The sequence below is a fragment of the Mesorhizobium sp. AR02 genome, from assembly GCF_024746835.1.
Classification (GTDB): Bacteria; Pseudomonadota; Alphaproteobacteria; order Rhizobiales; family Rhizobiaceae; genus Mesorhizobium.
Genome location: NZ_CP080531.1, coordinates 2730320 through 2743684 on the forward strand (window position 1 = coordinate 2730320; position 13365 = coordinate 2743684).

Here is a 13365-nt window from a genome sequence, read left to right on the forward strand (position 1 = left end):
TCTGCGCCTGTCATCACAGGAGACCAGCCATGAAACGCCTCATCATCTCAGCCGTTGTCGCCACCATCGGTATTGCGGCCGCACCCGCCGCCCAGGCCGGCGAACTGTGGCGCGCCACGGGCCTCGAACAGCCGGAATCGGCGCTGTTCGACGCCGCCAACAACCGCATCATCGTGTCCAACATCGTCGGCAATCCCGGCGAGGCCGACGGCAATGGTTATCTCAGTGTGCTGTCCCTGGACGGCAAGACGGTGACCCAGCACTGGACCGACGGCATGGACGCGCCCAAGGGCATGGCAATATCGGGCAGCAAGCTCTATGTCGCCGACATCACCAAGGTCCGCGTCGTCGATCTCGCCAGCGGCAGGCTGATCGCCAGCATCGTGGTGCCGAATGCGGTCTTCCTCAACGACATGACCTCGGACAGCACAGGCAAGGTCTATGTCAGCGACATGCTGGCCGACACGATCTACCGCATCGATGGCGACCGGCCTGAGCTGTTCGTCAGGGATGCACTGCTGGCCTCGCCCAACGGCGTCTTCGCCGATGGCAACAGGCTGATCGTCGCCTCCTGGGGCAAGGGCATCAAGGCCGACTTCAGCACAGAGGAGCCGGGCGGGCTGCTGTCGGTCGACCTCGCCAGCAAGGTGGTTTCGCCACTGCCCGGGGCGCAGAAATTCGCCGACCTCGACGGCGTGATCGCCATCGGCGACACCATCTATGCCACCGCCTACATGACCGGCACGCTTTACCGATACAGAGCCGGCGGCACGCCGGAAGCGGTGGCGCATTTCAAGCCGGGCAGTGCCGACATCGGCACCGACGGCAAGTCGATCCTCTACGTGCCGCTGATGAACGAGGGCGAGGTCGCGGCGCTGAAGCTCGATTGAGAGCCGGCGCTTCAGGGGTCGGGCCTCGAGGCCTTCGCCTGCAGCCGAGACCATCATTCATCGGCGAGCGCGTCGGATTTCAGCCGCGCTCGCCGCTCAGGAACGCTTCGGCCGCCGCGAGAAATTCGCCGGCAGCTTCGAAGTACGCGAGGTGCCCGGCATTGATTTCCCGGCAAACCGATCCGGGAATGTTGGTTGCGAGCTCCGCTGTGGTTGTGACGATCTGGTCGTGAGCACAGCTGATGACGAGCGTCGGGCAGGTCACCATTCTCGATCGAGCGCGTATGTCGACCACCAGATCGAGGGCGATCTGACGTTCAATGCCTTCCCAATTCGCGACTTGCATGTATCCAGTGATCATGTCTTCGACAGCACTCACCCCCAGTTTCGAGATGAAGGCCGGTGTGAGCCCGGTGAGCAGGAGCAGGCGCAGGAATGCGGTGCGATTGGTTCGAAGAAGATCGAGCCAAAGCTCGAATTCGAGCCGCAATCGCAGCTCCGCGCCCCAGGGAAAGCCGGCCACCAGAATGAGCGAGCGCACGAGATCCGGTGCGGTCGCCCCAAGCTCGACCGCAACCGACGCTCCGAGCGAATGTCCGATCAGATCGAACGGGCCAGCTCCAGATGCATCCGCCACTGCCCTTACCTGGTTCGCGAGCTTCTGCAGGGTGAGGGCGCTGCCATCATCGACGGTCTCTCCGGAGCCGGAATAGTCGAGACTGACGACAGTCCGGTTTTTGCTCAGCTCCCCAATCACAGGACCCCAATGAATATCGAGCGCAGCCGTCCCGTTCACAAGTATGATTGCGGGGCCTTGCCCGTGAACCCGATACGCGACGCGCGCGCCGTCGACGTTTACAAATCTTGAATTGGTCACGACCGGACCCGCCTGGCCCGGAGCATGACGTTGACTCTCGACCCGAAGTTCGTTGCGGCTATTCATCGGGGCTCTCCTTCGCATGGCATGTGGTTTGGCCGTTTGGCGTGTCCGTTGCCGGACGCGCCGCGGCTATTTGAGTTGGGTGTTCGCGATCGGCAGGATGGAAGCGACATGCCAGCCGGTTGCGTCGTGGACGAACGTCTGGCTGATCAGAAATGCGTTGTCCTGTGGCGGGTCGCCCGGAAGGCCTCGCGCGAAAACGATGGGAACAAGAACCTGCATCACATCGTCGGAAATCACGGCTACGCGAAATTGCGCCATGTCGGGTTTGAGATGCCATGTGCCTGCGTAGTATTCCTTGAAACGCGCGGCGACCGCCTCGGCCCCTCTTGTTTCCACGCCCCGCGAAAACAAAAGCATGCTGGGCGAATTCCAGAGCATGGCTCTCACATCGCCAGCGTTGTGCGCGTTCTGCGCGGCTACGAATCTCGTGAAGAGGGCTCGCGCCTCGGTTTCATTTGCGGCAGCGGATGCATGTCCGCCCGATGCAACCGTCACCGCGAGAAAAAGGAACGCGGCCGGTACCCGGAGATAGCGAATGTAGGGGATCGACAGCCGCAGCATCGCGGAGATCATCGAATTCGTGGAATGGGTCACACTGGCCTCGCTTGGTTTCAGCGCTTGGCTTCCGCCGGTCAAACCCGTTTCTTTGGATCCGGCGTCAAAGCTTCGCATTCCCGATCCAAAATAGTGGCGTATGCCGCTAATAATTACAGGTATATGCCTGTTTTTCAAGTTGCGAGTTGGAATATCACCCGAACGTGATGGCGCCTTGCCGAGGCGCTGCGTATTTCAAGCCAGGCAGCGCCGGCATCGGTGGGACGGCAAAGCCGACCGTCTTTGTGCCGCTGATGAATGAGGGCAAAGTGGTGGCGGTGACACTCGACAGAGCTGTAATCGGCGGGCCTCCCATCTGGCAGGCCCGCTCCGCGAGGGCATATGATACGACGTTCGACATCGGCGGCGACGGTCAAGGAGGTTTCGATATGGACGACCGGGAAATCCGAGCCGCTCTGGATCGCCACTGGGCTGCCTCCGATGCCGGTGACTTTGAGGCGGAACATCAGATCTACCGGGAGGATGCGGTGCTCGACTATCCGCAATCGGGCGAGCGCATCCGTGGGCGGCGCAACATCCAGTCATCCCGCGCCGCGCAGCCGAACCGTAAGCGCTTCAGCGTGCGGCGGATCACCGGCACCGATGACCTCTGGGTCACCGAATATGTCCTGACCTATGACGGGCGGCCGTCCTATACCGTCAGCATCATGGAATTCCTCGACGGCAAGGTGGCCCGCGAGACCCAGTATTTCAGCGATCCGTTCGAACCGGGACCGTCGCGCGCGCAATGGGTCGAGCGGATACCGTGAGCCACAGGGATGATCATCCGCCGATCGCCCGTTCGGAGCTGCCTAGCGAGACAGTCGCTCTCGCCCGTTATCTCATCGGCAAGGTGGTGGTGCGGGCGTTGCCTGAAGGCGTCGTCAGCGGCCGCATCGTCGAGACCGAGGCCTATGTCGTCGGCGACGCCGCCGGGCATGGTTTCAGGGGGATGACCCCGCGCAACCACTCGCTGTTCCTCGAGCGCGGGCACGCCTATGTCTATGTCGCCTATGGCACCTCCATGATGCTGAATGTCTCCAGCGAGATGGAAGGCATCGGAACCGGCGTCTTGATCCGGGCGCTCGAGCCGCTCGACGGCATCGCCATCATGCGCCAGAACCGCGGCGTCGAACGCCTGCGCGACCTGGCGCGCGGGCCGGGACGGCTAGCGGCGGCGTTGCGTATCGATCGTTCGCTCGACGGGCTCGACCTCTGCCAGCAAGGGCCTCTGTGGCTGGCGAAAGATGGCCAAGACCCCGGCGAGATCGGGCAGGGCATCCGGATCGGCATTTCCAGGGATGCCGACCGCCCGCTGCGATTTTATGTCAGGGGCAGCCCGTTCGTCAGCGGTCCGAGATCACTTCAGGAATAAGAGACCAGCCAGCTTTCGCAGCGCGACGCGCTCAGACGGCGATTTGAAGCGTCCCGTAACGCTTTACCTCAGCCTCGATCTCCCTGACCAAAGTCTCTAGCGCGGGGTTCCGGGGGGTGCGCGCGCGCCTGATTACATAAGCCAGGTCTGGAGGCTTGGGGAATTTGTCGTCGACAATCTCCATGTCGGGCTGCAGGTAGCGCTGACTCAAGAGTGCGACGCCGAGCCCGGCGGTCACGCCTGCAATGATCCCGGCTGCGCTGGAGCATTCGAACACGGTCTCGAACACCGTATCCTCGTCCTGGCCGACGTCGATGCCCCAGCGCCGGTAAAAGCAATTTTCATCGAAGGAAAGAAACGGGACCGGCTTCCCGTTCGACAGAACCAGGTCGCGAGATTTCACCCAATGCAGTGTCTCGCGGAACAGGAGGATGTCGGCGGGGCGGACCTCGTGCTGGAATACCTGGATGATGGCGGCATCAAGGGTTCCCTGGCTGAGCTGCTCCTGCAACACGAGGCTCATGCGCACCTGCGTGCGGACGCTCACCTCCGGGTAGAGCCGGCGAAACCGGCCAAGAATGCGCGAAAGGTCCGTGCAGGTCGTATCCTCGGTCATTCCCAGCGCGATCTTGCCTTGCAAAGTGCTTTTCGACAGGCTGAGCACCGCCTCGTCATGGATGCCCAGAATGCGCCGCGCATAGCCAAGCAGATCCTGCCCGGCCGTGGTGAACATCGGCGCGTTTGCTTTCCGGGTGAGGATTTCGCAGTCGAGACTCGTTTCGAGTCTCCTGATCTTGTGGCTGACGGCCGACTGCGACAAGCCGAGAATTTCGGCCGCGCGCGTGACGCCGCCGTGCTTCTCGATCGCGACCAGTGCGCGTAAGGCGTCGACATCCAGGCGGCGGCTCATCACTCCAGCCATGACAATCCTCGCTCGAAACAAGGGCAAGGCGCCGATTTCTGATCCACAGGCGCCTTTCGGGCAAGTTCGTATGCTGGTTTTAGTGGCTATTTCATGATCGTATCGAAATTTGTCATGTGCAAACGTGCGTTGGTGTCTTCAATAGTCTGAGCCAACATCGGCCGTGCTCCGCTTCGGGGGCCACCGGCGGGCTTGAATAAAGAGATCCCATGACGCTCCGGCAAACCAAGACCCATCGCTTCGTATGGCCAATGATGGCGACGGCGCTGGTCGTAAGCTGGAGTTCTGGTTTCGTCGGCATCCGCTATGCCAGCGAGAATGCCGATGTCATGCTGGTGCTGTTCTGGCGGACCTTGATGTCCGGATTGATCCTCTTGCCATTTGCTCTCTTGATCGGATCGCGCATAAACGCGCGTGCCTTGATCCAGCAGATGGTCTTCGGCGTGGCGACGATGTTCCTCTATTTGGGCGGCTTCGCGCTTGCCATCGGTCAGCGCGTGCCGACTGGCCTTGTCGCGCTGATTTCCGATCTTGTGCCTCTCGCCATTGCAGCCTTGTCGCAGCCGGTTCTGGGACACCGATTGACCGGGAGACAATGGATCGGAACGGCTCTCGGAGTGACGGGCGTTCTCATCGTCTCGCTGGACAACCTGACCCTCGGGACGGCCCCGGTCTGGGCATATGTGCTGACAGTTGCGTCCATGACGGTTTTGGCGCTGGCAACGGTGGTGCAGAAGCGGATGGGGACGATCAATATGCCCATCCATCAGAGCCTGTGCATTCAATGCTTGACGGCGGCGATCCTTTTCGCCGCTTGCGCCCAATGGAATGGCGGGCTGACGCCGCCCCTCGATGCCCGTTTCGGGTTCGGCATCGCTTGGCTGGTGCTGTTTTCGACCTTCTTCTGCTACGGCACGTATTATGCAAGCCTGCGCCTCTACACGGCCTCACAGGTCGGCAGTGTGATCTATCTCAGCCCGCCGGTAACGATGCTTTGGGGCTGGTCGATGTTCGGCGAGCCGCTTTCGACGGCGATGTTCCTTGGCCTTGCGGTGACACTGTTTGGTGTTTGGTACACGTCGTCGCGCTCACCGGCGAAGGACGAGGCAGGCTTGAGCCCAGTCAGCAGCATATCGGGCCGTTAGTCGATGACCGCTCGTGAAGGCGAATTCGACCTCATGGTTGACCGCCATCTACGCCAGCATTGGTTCAACCATGGACATCAAGGAGGTAACCCCATGAAGCTCACAGATTTCAAAGCCCTGACCTTCGACTGCTACGGCACCCTTATAGATTGGGAATCCGGCATGATCGACGGCCTGAAGCCGCTGACAGAAAGGGCTGCCCGCAGCTTGAGCCGCAACGAGATTCTCGAGGCGCACGCCCGGCACGAATCCAGTCAGCAGAAATGGACTCCGCAGAAACGCTACTGCGACCTTCTGCCGATCGTTTACAAGCGACTTGCGGAGGAGTGGGGTGTCGTCGTCACTCCTGAGGAATGCATGGCGTATGGCGAAAGCGTGAAGGATTGGCCGGCTTTTGCCGACTCCGCGCAAGCCTTGCAGTACCTCAAAAAGCACTACAAGCTGGTCATCCTCTCCAACGTCGACAACAAAAGCTTCTCGTTCAGCAACAAGAAGCTCGGCGTGGATTTCGACGCGATCTATACGGCGGAAGATATCGGCTCCTACAAGCCTTCCAACCGGAACTTCGACTATATGCTCGAAAAGCTCGGTACGATCGGGATCGAGAAGCGAAAGATCCTGCACACCGCGGAAAGCATGTTCCACGATCACGCTCCCGCCAACCGCTTCGGCCTGACATCGTGCTGGATCTATCGTCGGCATGCGGATCAGGGCTTCGGCGCCACGATGAACCCCGGCGACGTACCGACGGTGGATTTCCGCTTCGACAGCATGGCCGACCTGGTGAAGGCGCACGCTGACGAAATGCGAGTGGCTGACATCTGAGCCTATTGCGTGGCAGCACGCGCCGGCGGAACCACCAGCTGCGCCCGCGCGTCCTTGATCGAGGCGGCGTAGGTCACCAGCGGGCGTTTGACGCCGTGATTGATCAGAGTACGCCGTATCTGCGGAGAGGCGCCCGCTATGATGAAGCGGACCCCGGCGCGGCTCGCCTTGCGGGCCGCGCTTTCGATGACATTGGCCGCCGTCGAATCGAAAAGCGGCACGGCGGAACAGTCGAGGATGAAGTTGCGGCGCTGGTCGGCGATGCGGTCGAGCACGGTGCCGACGGTGGAGGCGGCGCCGAAGAAGAAGGCGCCCGAGATGCGGTAGACGACGGTGTCTGTGTCGCTCGCCTCGCTGGCATCATAGGCGCGGCCGCTGCTGTCGGCGACATCGTCCTGCACCAGCGGCACGTCCGCCTCGACCGCGATCGACTTGGCCATCCGGTCGATGAACAGGATCGAGCCCAGTGCGAAACCGACGACGATGCCTTCGGTCAGATCGCGGAAGACGACGATCAGGAAGGTCGCCAACAGCACCAGCGCGTCGCCGCGCGAAGCACGCAGCAGCGTGGCGAAGGCCTGTTTCTCGAACATGTTCCAGCAGACCACCGCCAGCACGCCGGCGAGGGCGGCGAGCGGGATGTAGCTGGCCAGCGGTGCCGCCACCAGCATGAAGACCAGCAGGAACAGCGAATGCAGCATGCCCGAGACCGGCCCATGCGCGCCGGCCCGCACATTGGTGGCGGTGCGGGCGATGGTGCCGGTGGCGCAGATGCCGCCGAACAGGGCCGAGGCGATGTTGGCGAAACCTTGCGCCACCAGTTCGCAATTGGAGCGGTGCCGCCGTCCGGTCATGCCGTCGGCGACGACGGCCGACAGCAGCGATTCGATAGCGCCGAGCAGGGCGAAGGCAATGGCGTCCGGCAGCACCGCGACCACCTTGCCCAGGCTGAGCGCCGGCAGTACCGGAAATGGCAGGCTGCGCGGAATGCCGCCATAGCGCGTGCCGATGGTTTCCGCCGGCAGTGCCAGCAGCGCCACCACCAGCGAGGCGAGCCCAACGGCGATCAGCATGCCCGGCCAGCCCGGCCGCCAGCGCTTCACCGCGACAATGGTGACGATGGTCAGCACCGCCACCAGCGTGGCCGAGATGTTCACCGTGCCGGCTGCCTGCCCGATCGCCATCAGTTTCGGCAGCAGCGGCCCGGGCTCCGGCCCCGCAAGCTTCAGCCCGAACAATTCGACGATCTGGCCGGAGAAGATGATGATCGCAATGCCGGCGGTGAAGCCGACCGTCACCGGATAGGGGATGAATTTGATGTAGGTGCCGAGCCTGAGATAGCCGATGGCGAGCAGGAAGAGGCCGGACATCATCGTTGCCAAGAGCAGCCCGTCGACACCTTCGCGCTGCACCGTTGCCGCCACCAGCACGATGAAGGCGCCGGCCGGCCCGCCGATCTGGAAGCGGCTGCCGCCGAGCGCCGATATGATGAAGCCGCCGACGATGGCGGTGAACAGGCCGCGCTCCGGCGTCACGCCCGAGGCAATCGCAATCGCCATCGACAGCGGCAACGCGACGATGGCGACGGTCAGGCCGGCCATGAAGTCGGCCTTGAACTGCGGCAGGTGGTAACCCTCGCGCCAGACCGTCACCAGCTTGGGCGTGAACAATTCGGCAAATGTCGGTTTTACCGACTTATGGGCCGATCTGTGGGCCGACTTATGAGCCGGTTGATGCACTGCCTGCCGGGCCTGATCCATGGACTGCCTTCCGAACCTGAAAGGCGGCGGGATCGTCGGCAGGACTGTCGGCGGTCGCCGTCGCGACTTATGCCGGCTCAGCCTTGGGATCTGGCGGCACGGCGGGCTTGAGGCGCACGCCCCTGCCGCCGCGCTCGCTGGCCTGGTTCTCGCCGATCAACTCCACCCCGGCCTCGTCGAGCGCCTGGATGACCTTCATCAGCGTATCGACCACGCCCCGGACCACGCCGTCGCTCGCTTCCATGCGCTGGATGGTTGGAAGCGAAACACCGGCACGCTCGGCAAGCGTCTTCTGATCGATGCCGGCCAGCGCCCTTGCGGCGCGCATCTGCGCGGCAGTGATCATCGGTCGGAACCCATGTCTGAGTCTGCTGAAATAACGTATAATACCATTATCATGATGTTTCAAGCATCAATATGAATGTTTGATACGTAAGCACCGTCGCCTGATTGTCCATTTTTCGATACTCAAGCTAGGGTGTTGTCCATCTGAGGCAGGGGTAACGCGGTTGAATATTTTCAAGGCTTTAATGACATCGGCATGCTTGCTGTCGATGGTTCTGTCTCTGGCAGGCTGTGGTGGACACCTCATCAACAGATTGATCTGAGCGCAAGCCCGAGGGGCGCGGTCAGGCGCCATCAGGCATCGTCGCTCACCACCTTGCGCCGCTGCAACACCCGCGCCACCAACCAGCATAGCATCGCCCAGGCGAAGCCCGCGCACCAGCCTGCCAGCACATCCGACGGCCAGTGGACGCCGAGATAGATGCGGCTGACGCCGACCAGCACCGTCGTCAGCACGGCGAGCGACAAAACGTAAATCTTGGTCGCCCGGCCATGCAGGAAGCGCGCCGCGAGCGAACCGAGCGTCAGATAGGTCACCGCCGACAGCATGGCGTGGCCGCTCGGGAAGGAAAGCGACGTCTCGCTGACCAGATGCGAGACGAGTTCGGGCCGCGGCCGCTCGACGCCGACCTTCAGCAGGCTCGACAGCACCTGGCCGCCGGCCACGGCGACGAAGATGAGCAGCGCGGTCCCGGGCCTGCGGATCAACATGAGATAGATGATCGTCGCCGTCGTGATCAGCACCAGCACGCTGGCACTGCCAAGGCTGGTGATGTCGCGCATCGCCCCTTCCAGCCATGGCGGCCCGATCGGAACGCCGGGCTGGCCCGCCTGGCGGAAAGCGAGCAGGATTTCGGTGTCGAAGGCGTGCGGCGTGGTGGCGCGCGCCACCTCCATCAGCTCCTCGAAACCCCACAGCCCGCCGGCGATGACCAGGCCGGCCAGCAGGACGGGGAATTCGATGCGGCTGAGCAGGGTGCTTGCAGTGTCTTTCATCGGGCCGGTGTCGCAGTCTTCATCTCGATCAACGCCCCTGCAGATAGGGCCCGAGCGTGATCAGCGCCACGGCGGCGATCGCCAGCACGATGCCGCTGGCCTGCAGCGCATTGACGCGCTCGCCGAAGAACACCAGCGCCACGACGTTGACCGAGACCAGCTGGATGACCGCCGAGAGGCTGAACGACACCGACATGCCGAATTCGCGGATCAGCCGCAGCATGATCAAATTGCCAAGCGAATAGAGCGCGAGCGTCAAGAGGATCTTGCCCAGGCTCGGTGCCAGTCCCCATTGCTTGGCGGCTGTCGCCGCCAAAAGGAAGATCACCGTCGAAAAGCCAAGCTGCAGCAGTCCCGAAAAACTCAACGTCCCGTTCCCCTCGAAGCGGCTCTCGCCGCGTGTGCCGCCGACCTTGTTTCCGAAGCGCGCCGAGACGTCAAGCGACCTCGTTCTAACGAGGGTCTTGGCAACGGCAAGACTGAGGCTCAATGTGCCGATGTCGCCCAGCTGTCGATGGAAGGGCGGTCAGGGGCTCATGTTTCGTATTCTGCAGAACTTGGCGCGGCGCTGGAGCGAACTGTCTCTTGCCCTGCAATTCGTCGTTGCCGGCGGCTTTGGCCTTCTGGCCGTCATGCTGGTGGTGGGCGCCTGGGTGACGACGCAGATCCGGGAAGGCATCATCCGCAATTCGGCCGCCACGACGGCGCTTTATGTCGACAGCGTGATTGCGCCGCTGCTGCCCGACCTGCGCAAGAGCGAGGAGCTCAGTGACTCCGTCAAGCAGGCGCTCGACGAGACGCTCGGCCAGGGCGCGCTCGGCAAGCGCCTGGTCTCGTTCAGGCTCTGGCGCCGCGACGGTACCGTGCTCTACGCGAAGGACGCGACCTTGATCGGCCACCGCTTCGATCTCACCGACAATCTGCGGTCCGCCTTCCAGGGCAACGTCACCGCCCAATTCGACACGTTCGACGGAGACGAAGTCAAGGAGCAGGCCGTCGGCATGCCGTTGCTGGAGATCTACAACCCCGTGCGCGAGCCCTGGTCCGGCGAGGTGGTGGCCGTCACCGAATTCTTCGAGATCGCCACCGATTTCAAAGCCACGCTGGCTTCCGCCCTGCTGTCGAGCTGGCTGATCGTGGCCGGCACCACCTTGACGGCTTTTCTGCTCTTGTCGGGCATCGTGCTGCGCGCCAGCCGCACCATCGACGACCAGCGCGGGGCGCTGCGCCGCCAGGTGTCGGAGCTGCAGGGCCTGGTGACGCAAAACAGCGCCTTGCGGCAGCGTGTGCAGCGGGCGTCCCGCCGCGCCACCGCGCTCAACGAAAGATATTTGCGCCGGATCGGCGCCGACCTTCATGACGGACCGGCGCAACTCGTCGCCCTGGCGGCGCTGCGCATGGACAGCCCGGTATTTTCCGGCGACGGCGATTGGGGCGAAAGCCGCTCGACCGAGGTCGCGATGATCCGCAAGACGCTGGAGGACGCGATGCGCGAAATACGCGGCATCTGCACCGGCCTCGTGCTGCCGCAGATCGAGACGGCCGCCGCAACGGAGATATTGCGGCTGGCCGTCGACGAACACCAGCGCCGGACGGGAACGTCGGTGACGCTCACGCTGCCCAGGCATTTGCCCGAACCCGGCGCCTCCGAGAAGATCAGCATCTATCGTTTCGTGCAGGAAGGACTGAACAATGCCTATCGCCACGGACTGGCCAAGGATCAGGCGGTGCGGGCCGGGATGAAGAATGGCAGGCTTTTTGTCGAAGTGTCGGATGGCGGGCCGGGCTTCGATCCGGCACGGGTCGAGGGGCTGGGGCTCGCCGGCCTCAGGGAGCGGGTCGAAAGCATTGGCGGCCAGTTCCAGACCTTGACCGGAGCGCAAGGCACGCGACTGGTGATCAGTCTTTCGGTCGAGGAGCAAGCATGATCGGTACCATTCGCATCGCTGTTGTCGACGACCATCCGCTCTTTCGCGAAGGCGTGACGCGCAGCCTGTCGGAGATCGGAGGCTTCGAGATCGTCGGCGAAGGTGCGACAGCGCAGGACGCCGAACGCATCGCCTCGACGGTGCAGCCCGACATTCTGCTGCTCGACATCTCCATGCCGGGCGGCGGCCTGGCCGCGGTTACAGGCATCCTTGCCGACCATCCCGCCCAGAAGATCGTCATGCTGACCGTTTCGGAGACCAATGCCGATGTAACCAGGGCCCTGAACGCAGGGGTGCACGGCTATATCCTCAAGGGTGTCGGATCGCGCGCGCTCGCCGACATCCTGCGCAACGTGGCGGCCGGCGAGAGCTATCTTTCGCCGACCCTGTCGGCGCGGCTGCTTTCCGATCTCCAGTCCCCGCACCCTGCCAACGGCGTGGCGGACCGGCTACGGCAACTGACCGAACGACAGACGGAAATCCTGCGGCTGGTGGCGGAAGGGCTCAGCAACAAGGAGGTTGCCTTGCGCCTGGAGCTGCAGGAAAAGACCGTCAAGCACCACATGACCGGGGTGCTGTCGAAACTCAATGTGCGAAACCGCACTGAAGCGGCTCTCGTGATGCGTGAGTTTCACGACCGAGACGGGAACCGCTCTTAGATTAGATCAGGATGACGCTTGGTTGATCGTCATCCTTATCTAGCTTCTTGTTGGAGCATGATCTTCGGACAAACGGAAACCGTTTGTCCGACAAAACCGGTTCCCACTTTTCGGGATCATGCTCTGGGCCATCGCGGAACCGCGAAGGCCGGACAAAGAGATCACCTCCGCCGGGGCGGCGGAGGCGACGTGTGAAGCTGGCCCGTTGCCTGTTGACCAGCCTCACATGGCCTTGAGACGGCTGACATCGGCCGGCGTGGCCCGGCGGTCGATGATCGTGCGACCCAGCGCATCCTGCATCCTGAAGCGGCCGTTCTCGATCTTTTCGGTGATGCCGTCGGGATGCGTGACCGTGATCTTGTTGCCGCTCACGTCGACCTTGTCGCCGGTCGTGACGTTGACATGGTTGGCGCCTTTGTCGCTCTGGCCCTTGCCGGATCCCGAGTCGCCGCCACCGCTATCTGTTCCGGAATTGCCGCCGTTTCCATTCCCGTTGCTGCTATTGCCGCCGCTGCTGTTACCGCCATTTCCGTTGTCGTTGTCGTTGCCGCTGTTACCGCCGTTTCCGCTGCTGCCACCGTTGCCGTTTCCATTCCCGCTGTTGCCGCCGCCATTGCCACCCTTGGCGGCCTGCGCGGTAACAGCGTCGATTCCGGGGGCGGAGCCGTGCAGGGAAATTCGATAGGGGACGATGGTCAGCGCCAGAACAGCCGCCGAAACGAGCGTCAGCCGGCGACAACCGGCCGTGATCGATCCGTGCATCCTGATCTCCGTCGATTGAGCCGGCGCGCCCACCCCAACGTTGCAACCAACAACTTCGCCGAAAGACGTAGTGACCGGAAGCGACCTCCGACCGTTGCGTTTGTCCTCCAGGACCTTTGCAAGCGCAAGGTTGGACCAAGGTCCGAGGTTGCGCGTGAACAAGCGGCCTCCCCTGGGCATTGGATCTTGTACCATGTCACGAAAATGTGATCGGCCTGGCG

Annotated in this window: 15 protein-coding genes; 7 read left to right on the top strand and 8 right to left on the bottom strand. The window is 62.8% G+C overall.

Annotated features, from left to right (window positions below; genetic code table 11):
* Positions 1–29 precede the first annotated feature (29 nt).
* Complete coding sequence (locus DBIPINDM_RS17210; protein WP_258588357.1) at positions 30–890, top strand: SMP-30/gluconolactonase/LRE family protein; 861 nt, start codon at positions 30–32, stop codon at positions 888–890.
* 79 nt (positions 891–969) lie between these two features.
* Here the strand turns inward: DBIPINDM_RS17210 and DBIPINDM_RS17215 are convergent, their stop codons facing one another.
* The gene (locus DBIPINDM_RS17215) at positions 970–1833 is read right to left on the bottom strand and encodes an alpha/beta fold hydrolase (RefSeq protein WP_258588358.1); all 864 of its coding nucleotides are present in this window, start codon (positions 1831–1833) and stop codon (positions 970–972) included.
* A 66-nt stretch (positions 1834–1899) separates the two neighbouring features.
* Entirely contained in the window at positions 1900–2505 is a 606-nt protein-coding gene (locus DBIPINDM_RS17220) for a DUF4440 domain-containing protein (protein WP_258588359.1), read from the bottom strand.
* Between the two features lie 311 nt (positions 2506–2816).
* Between DBIPINDM_RS17220 and DBIPINDM_RS17225 the strand changes: the two genes are divergently transcribed.
* Complete coding sequence (locus DBIPINDM_RS17225; protein WP_258588360.1) at positions 2817–3197, top strand: nuclear transport factor 2 family protein; 381 nt, start codon at positions 2817–2819, stop codon at positions 3195–3197.
* Positions 3176–3802 (top strand): DNA-3-methyladenine glycosylase, encoded by a 627-nt coding sequence (locus tag DBIPINDM_RS17230; protein ID WP_258588361.1) that lies wholly within the window; start codon positions 3176–3178, stop codon positions 3800–3802. Before DBIPINDM_RS17225 ends, DBIPINDM_RS17230 begins: the two co-directional genes overlap by 22 nt.
* Before the next feature lie 31 nt (positions 3803–3833).
* On the opposite strand, the gene DBIPINDM_RS17235 is transcribed toward DBIPINDM_RS17230, so the two are convergent.
* A complete protein-coding gene (locus tag DBIPINDM_RS17235; RefSeq protein ID WP_258588362.1) occupies positions 3834–4724 on the bottom strand; it encodes a LysR family transcriptional regulator in 891 nt (296 codons plus the stop codon).
* A gap of 209 nt (positions 4725–4933) precedes the next feature.
* On the opposite strand from DBIPINDM_RS17235, the gene DBIPINDM_RS17240 reads away from it, so the two are divergent.
* Positions 4934–5869: a DMT family transporter gene (locus DBIPINDM_RS17240; protein ID WP_258588363.1), complete on the top strand. Its 936-nt coding sequence runs from the start codon at positions 4934–4936 to the stop codon at positions 5867–5869.
* A 93-nt stretch (positions 5870–5962) separates the two neighbouring features.
* Entirely contained in the window at positions 5963–6694 is a 732-nt protein-coding gene (locus DBIPINDM_RS17245; RefSeq protein ID WP_258588364.1) for a haloacid dehalogenase type II, read from the top strand.
* Between the two features lie 2 nt (positions 6695–6696).
* Here DBIPINDM_RS17245 and DBIPINDM_RS17250 read toward each other — a convergent pair whose 3' ends face one another.
* The 4 genes from DBIPINDM_RS17250 to DBIPINDM_RS17265 all read right to left on the bottom strand — a co-directional run bounded on the left by DBIPINDM_RS17250 (position 6697) and on the right by DBIPINDM_RS17265 (position 10162).
* Positions 6697–8454 (bottom strand): SulP family inorganic anion transporter, encoded by a 1758-nt coding sequence (locus DBIPINDM_RS17250; RefSeq protein ID WP_258588365.1) that lies wholly within the window; start codon positions 8452–8454, stop codon positions 6697–6699.
* 67 nt (positions 8455–8521) lie between these two features.
* The gene (locus tag DBIPINDM_RS17255) at positions 8522–8800 is read right to left on the bottom strand and encodes a helix-turn-helix domain-containing protein (RefSeq protein WP_013528670.1); all 279 of its coding nucleotides are present in this window, start codon (positions 8798–8800) and stop codon (positions 8522–8524) included.
* A 293-nt stretch (positions 8801–9093) separates the two neighbouring features.
* Entirely contained in the window at positions 9094–9795 is a 702-nt protein-coding gene (locus DBIPINDM_RS17260) for a phosphatase PAP2 family protein (protein ID WP_258588366.1), read from the bottom strand.
* 28 nt (positions 9796–9823) lie between these two features.
* Positions 9824–10162 carry a hypothetical protein gene (locus tag DBIPINDM_RS17265; RefSeq protein WP_027054900.1) on the bottom strand — a complete coding sequence of 113 codons (339 nt, stop codon included), beginning with the start codon at positions 10160–10162 and terminating at the stop codon, positions 9824–9826.
* A gap of 169 nt (positions 10163–10331) precedes the next feature.
* On the opposite strand from DBIPINDM_RS17265, the gene DBIPINDM_RS17270 reads away from it, so the two are divergent.
* A complete protein-coding gene (locus tag DBIPINDM_RS17270) occupies positions 10332–11723 on the top strand; it encodes a sensor histidine kinase (protein ID WP_258588367.1) in 1392 nt (463 codons plus the stop codon).
* On the top strand, positions 11720–12382 hold the full coding sequence (locus DBIPINDM_RS17275; RefSeq protein WP_258588368.1) for a response regulator: 663 nt from the start codon (positions 11720–11722) through the stop codon (positions 12380–12382). The genes DBIPINDM_RS17270 and DBIPINDM_RS17275 overlap by 4 nt, the downstream gene beginning before the upstream one ends.
* A 222-nt stretch (positions 12383–12604) precedes the next feature.
* On the opposite strand, the gene DBIPINDM_RS17280 is transcribed toward DBIPINDM_RS17275, so the two are convergent.
* Positions 12605–13144: a hypothetical protein gene (locus tag DBIPINDM_RS17280; RefSeq protein WP_258588369.1), complete on the bottom strand. Its 540-nt coding sequence runs from the start codon at positions 13142–13144 to the stop codon at positions 12605–12607.
* Positions 13145–13365: the final 221 nt, after the last annotated feature.

Coding starts and splice junctions, on each gene's coding strand:
- DBIPINDM_RS17210 (WP_258588357.1), top strand. CDS start 30: ATGAAACGCCTCATCATCTCAGCCGTTGTCGCCACCATCGGTATTGCG.
- DBIPINDM_RS17280 (WP_258588369.1), bottom strand. CDS start 13,144: ATGCACGGATCGATCACGGCCGGTTGTCGCCGGCTGACGCTCGTTTCG.
- DBIPINDM_RS17250 (WP_258588365.1), bottom strand. CDS start 8,454: ATGGATCAGGCCCGGCAGGCAGTGCATCAACCGGCTCATAAGTCGGCC.
- DBIPINDM_RS17220 (WP_258588359.1), bottom strand. CDS start 2,505: ATGCGAAGCTTTGACGCCGGATCCAAAGAAACGGGTTTGACCGGCGGA.
- DBIPINDM_RS17230 (WP_258588361.1), top strand. CDS start 3,176: ATGGGTCGAGCGGATACCGTGAGCCACAGGGATGATCATCCGCCGATC.
- DBIPINDM_RS17235 (WP_258588362.1), bottom strand. CDS start 4,724: ATGGCTGGAGTGATGAGCCGCCGCCTGGATGTCGACGCCTTACGCGCA.
- DBIPINDM_RS17255 (WP_013528670.1), bottom strand. CDS start 8,800: ATGATCACTGCCGCGCAGATGCGCGCCGCAAGGGCGCTGGCCGGCATC.
- DBIPINDM_RS17270 (WP_258588367.1), top strand. CDS start 10,332: ATGTTTCGTATTCTGCAGAACTTGGCGCGGCGCTGGAGCGAACTGTCT.
- DBIPINDM_RS17240 (WP_258588363.1), top strand. CDS start 4,934: ATGACGCTCCGGCAAACCAAGACCCATCGCTTCGTATGGCCAATGATG.
- DBIPINDM_RS17215 (WP_258588358.1), bottom strand. CDS start 1,833: ATGAATAGCCGCAACGAACTTCGGGTCGAGAGTCAACGTCATGCTCCG.
- DBIPINDM_RS17225 (WP_258588360.1), top strand. CDS start 2,817: ATGGACGACCGGGAAATCCGAGCCGCTCTGGATCGCCACTGGGCTGCC.
- DBIPINDM_RS17260 (WP_258588366.1), bottom strand. CDS start 9,795: ATGAAAGACACTGCAAGCACCCTGCTCAGCCGCATCGAATTCCCCGTC.
- DBIPINDM_RS17275 (WP_258588368.1), top strand. CDS start 11,720: ATGATCGGTACCATTCGCATCGCTGTTGTCGACGACCATCCGCTCTTT.
- DBIPINDM_RS17245 (WP_258588364.1), top strand. CDS start 5,963: ATGAAGCTCACAGATTTCAAAGCCCTGACCTTCGACTGCTACGGCACC.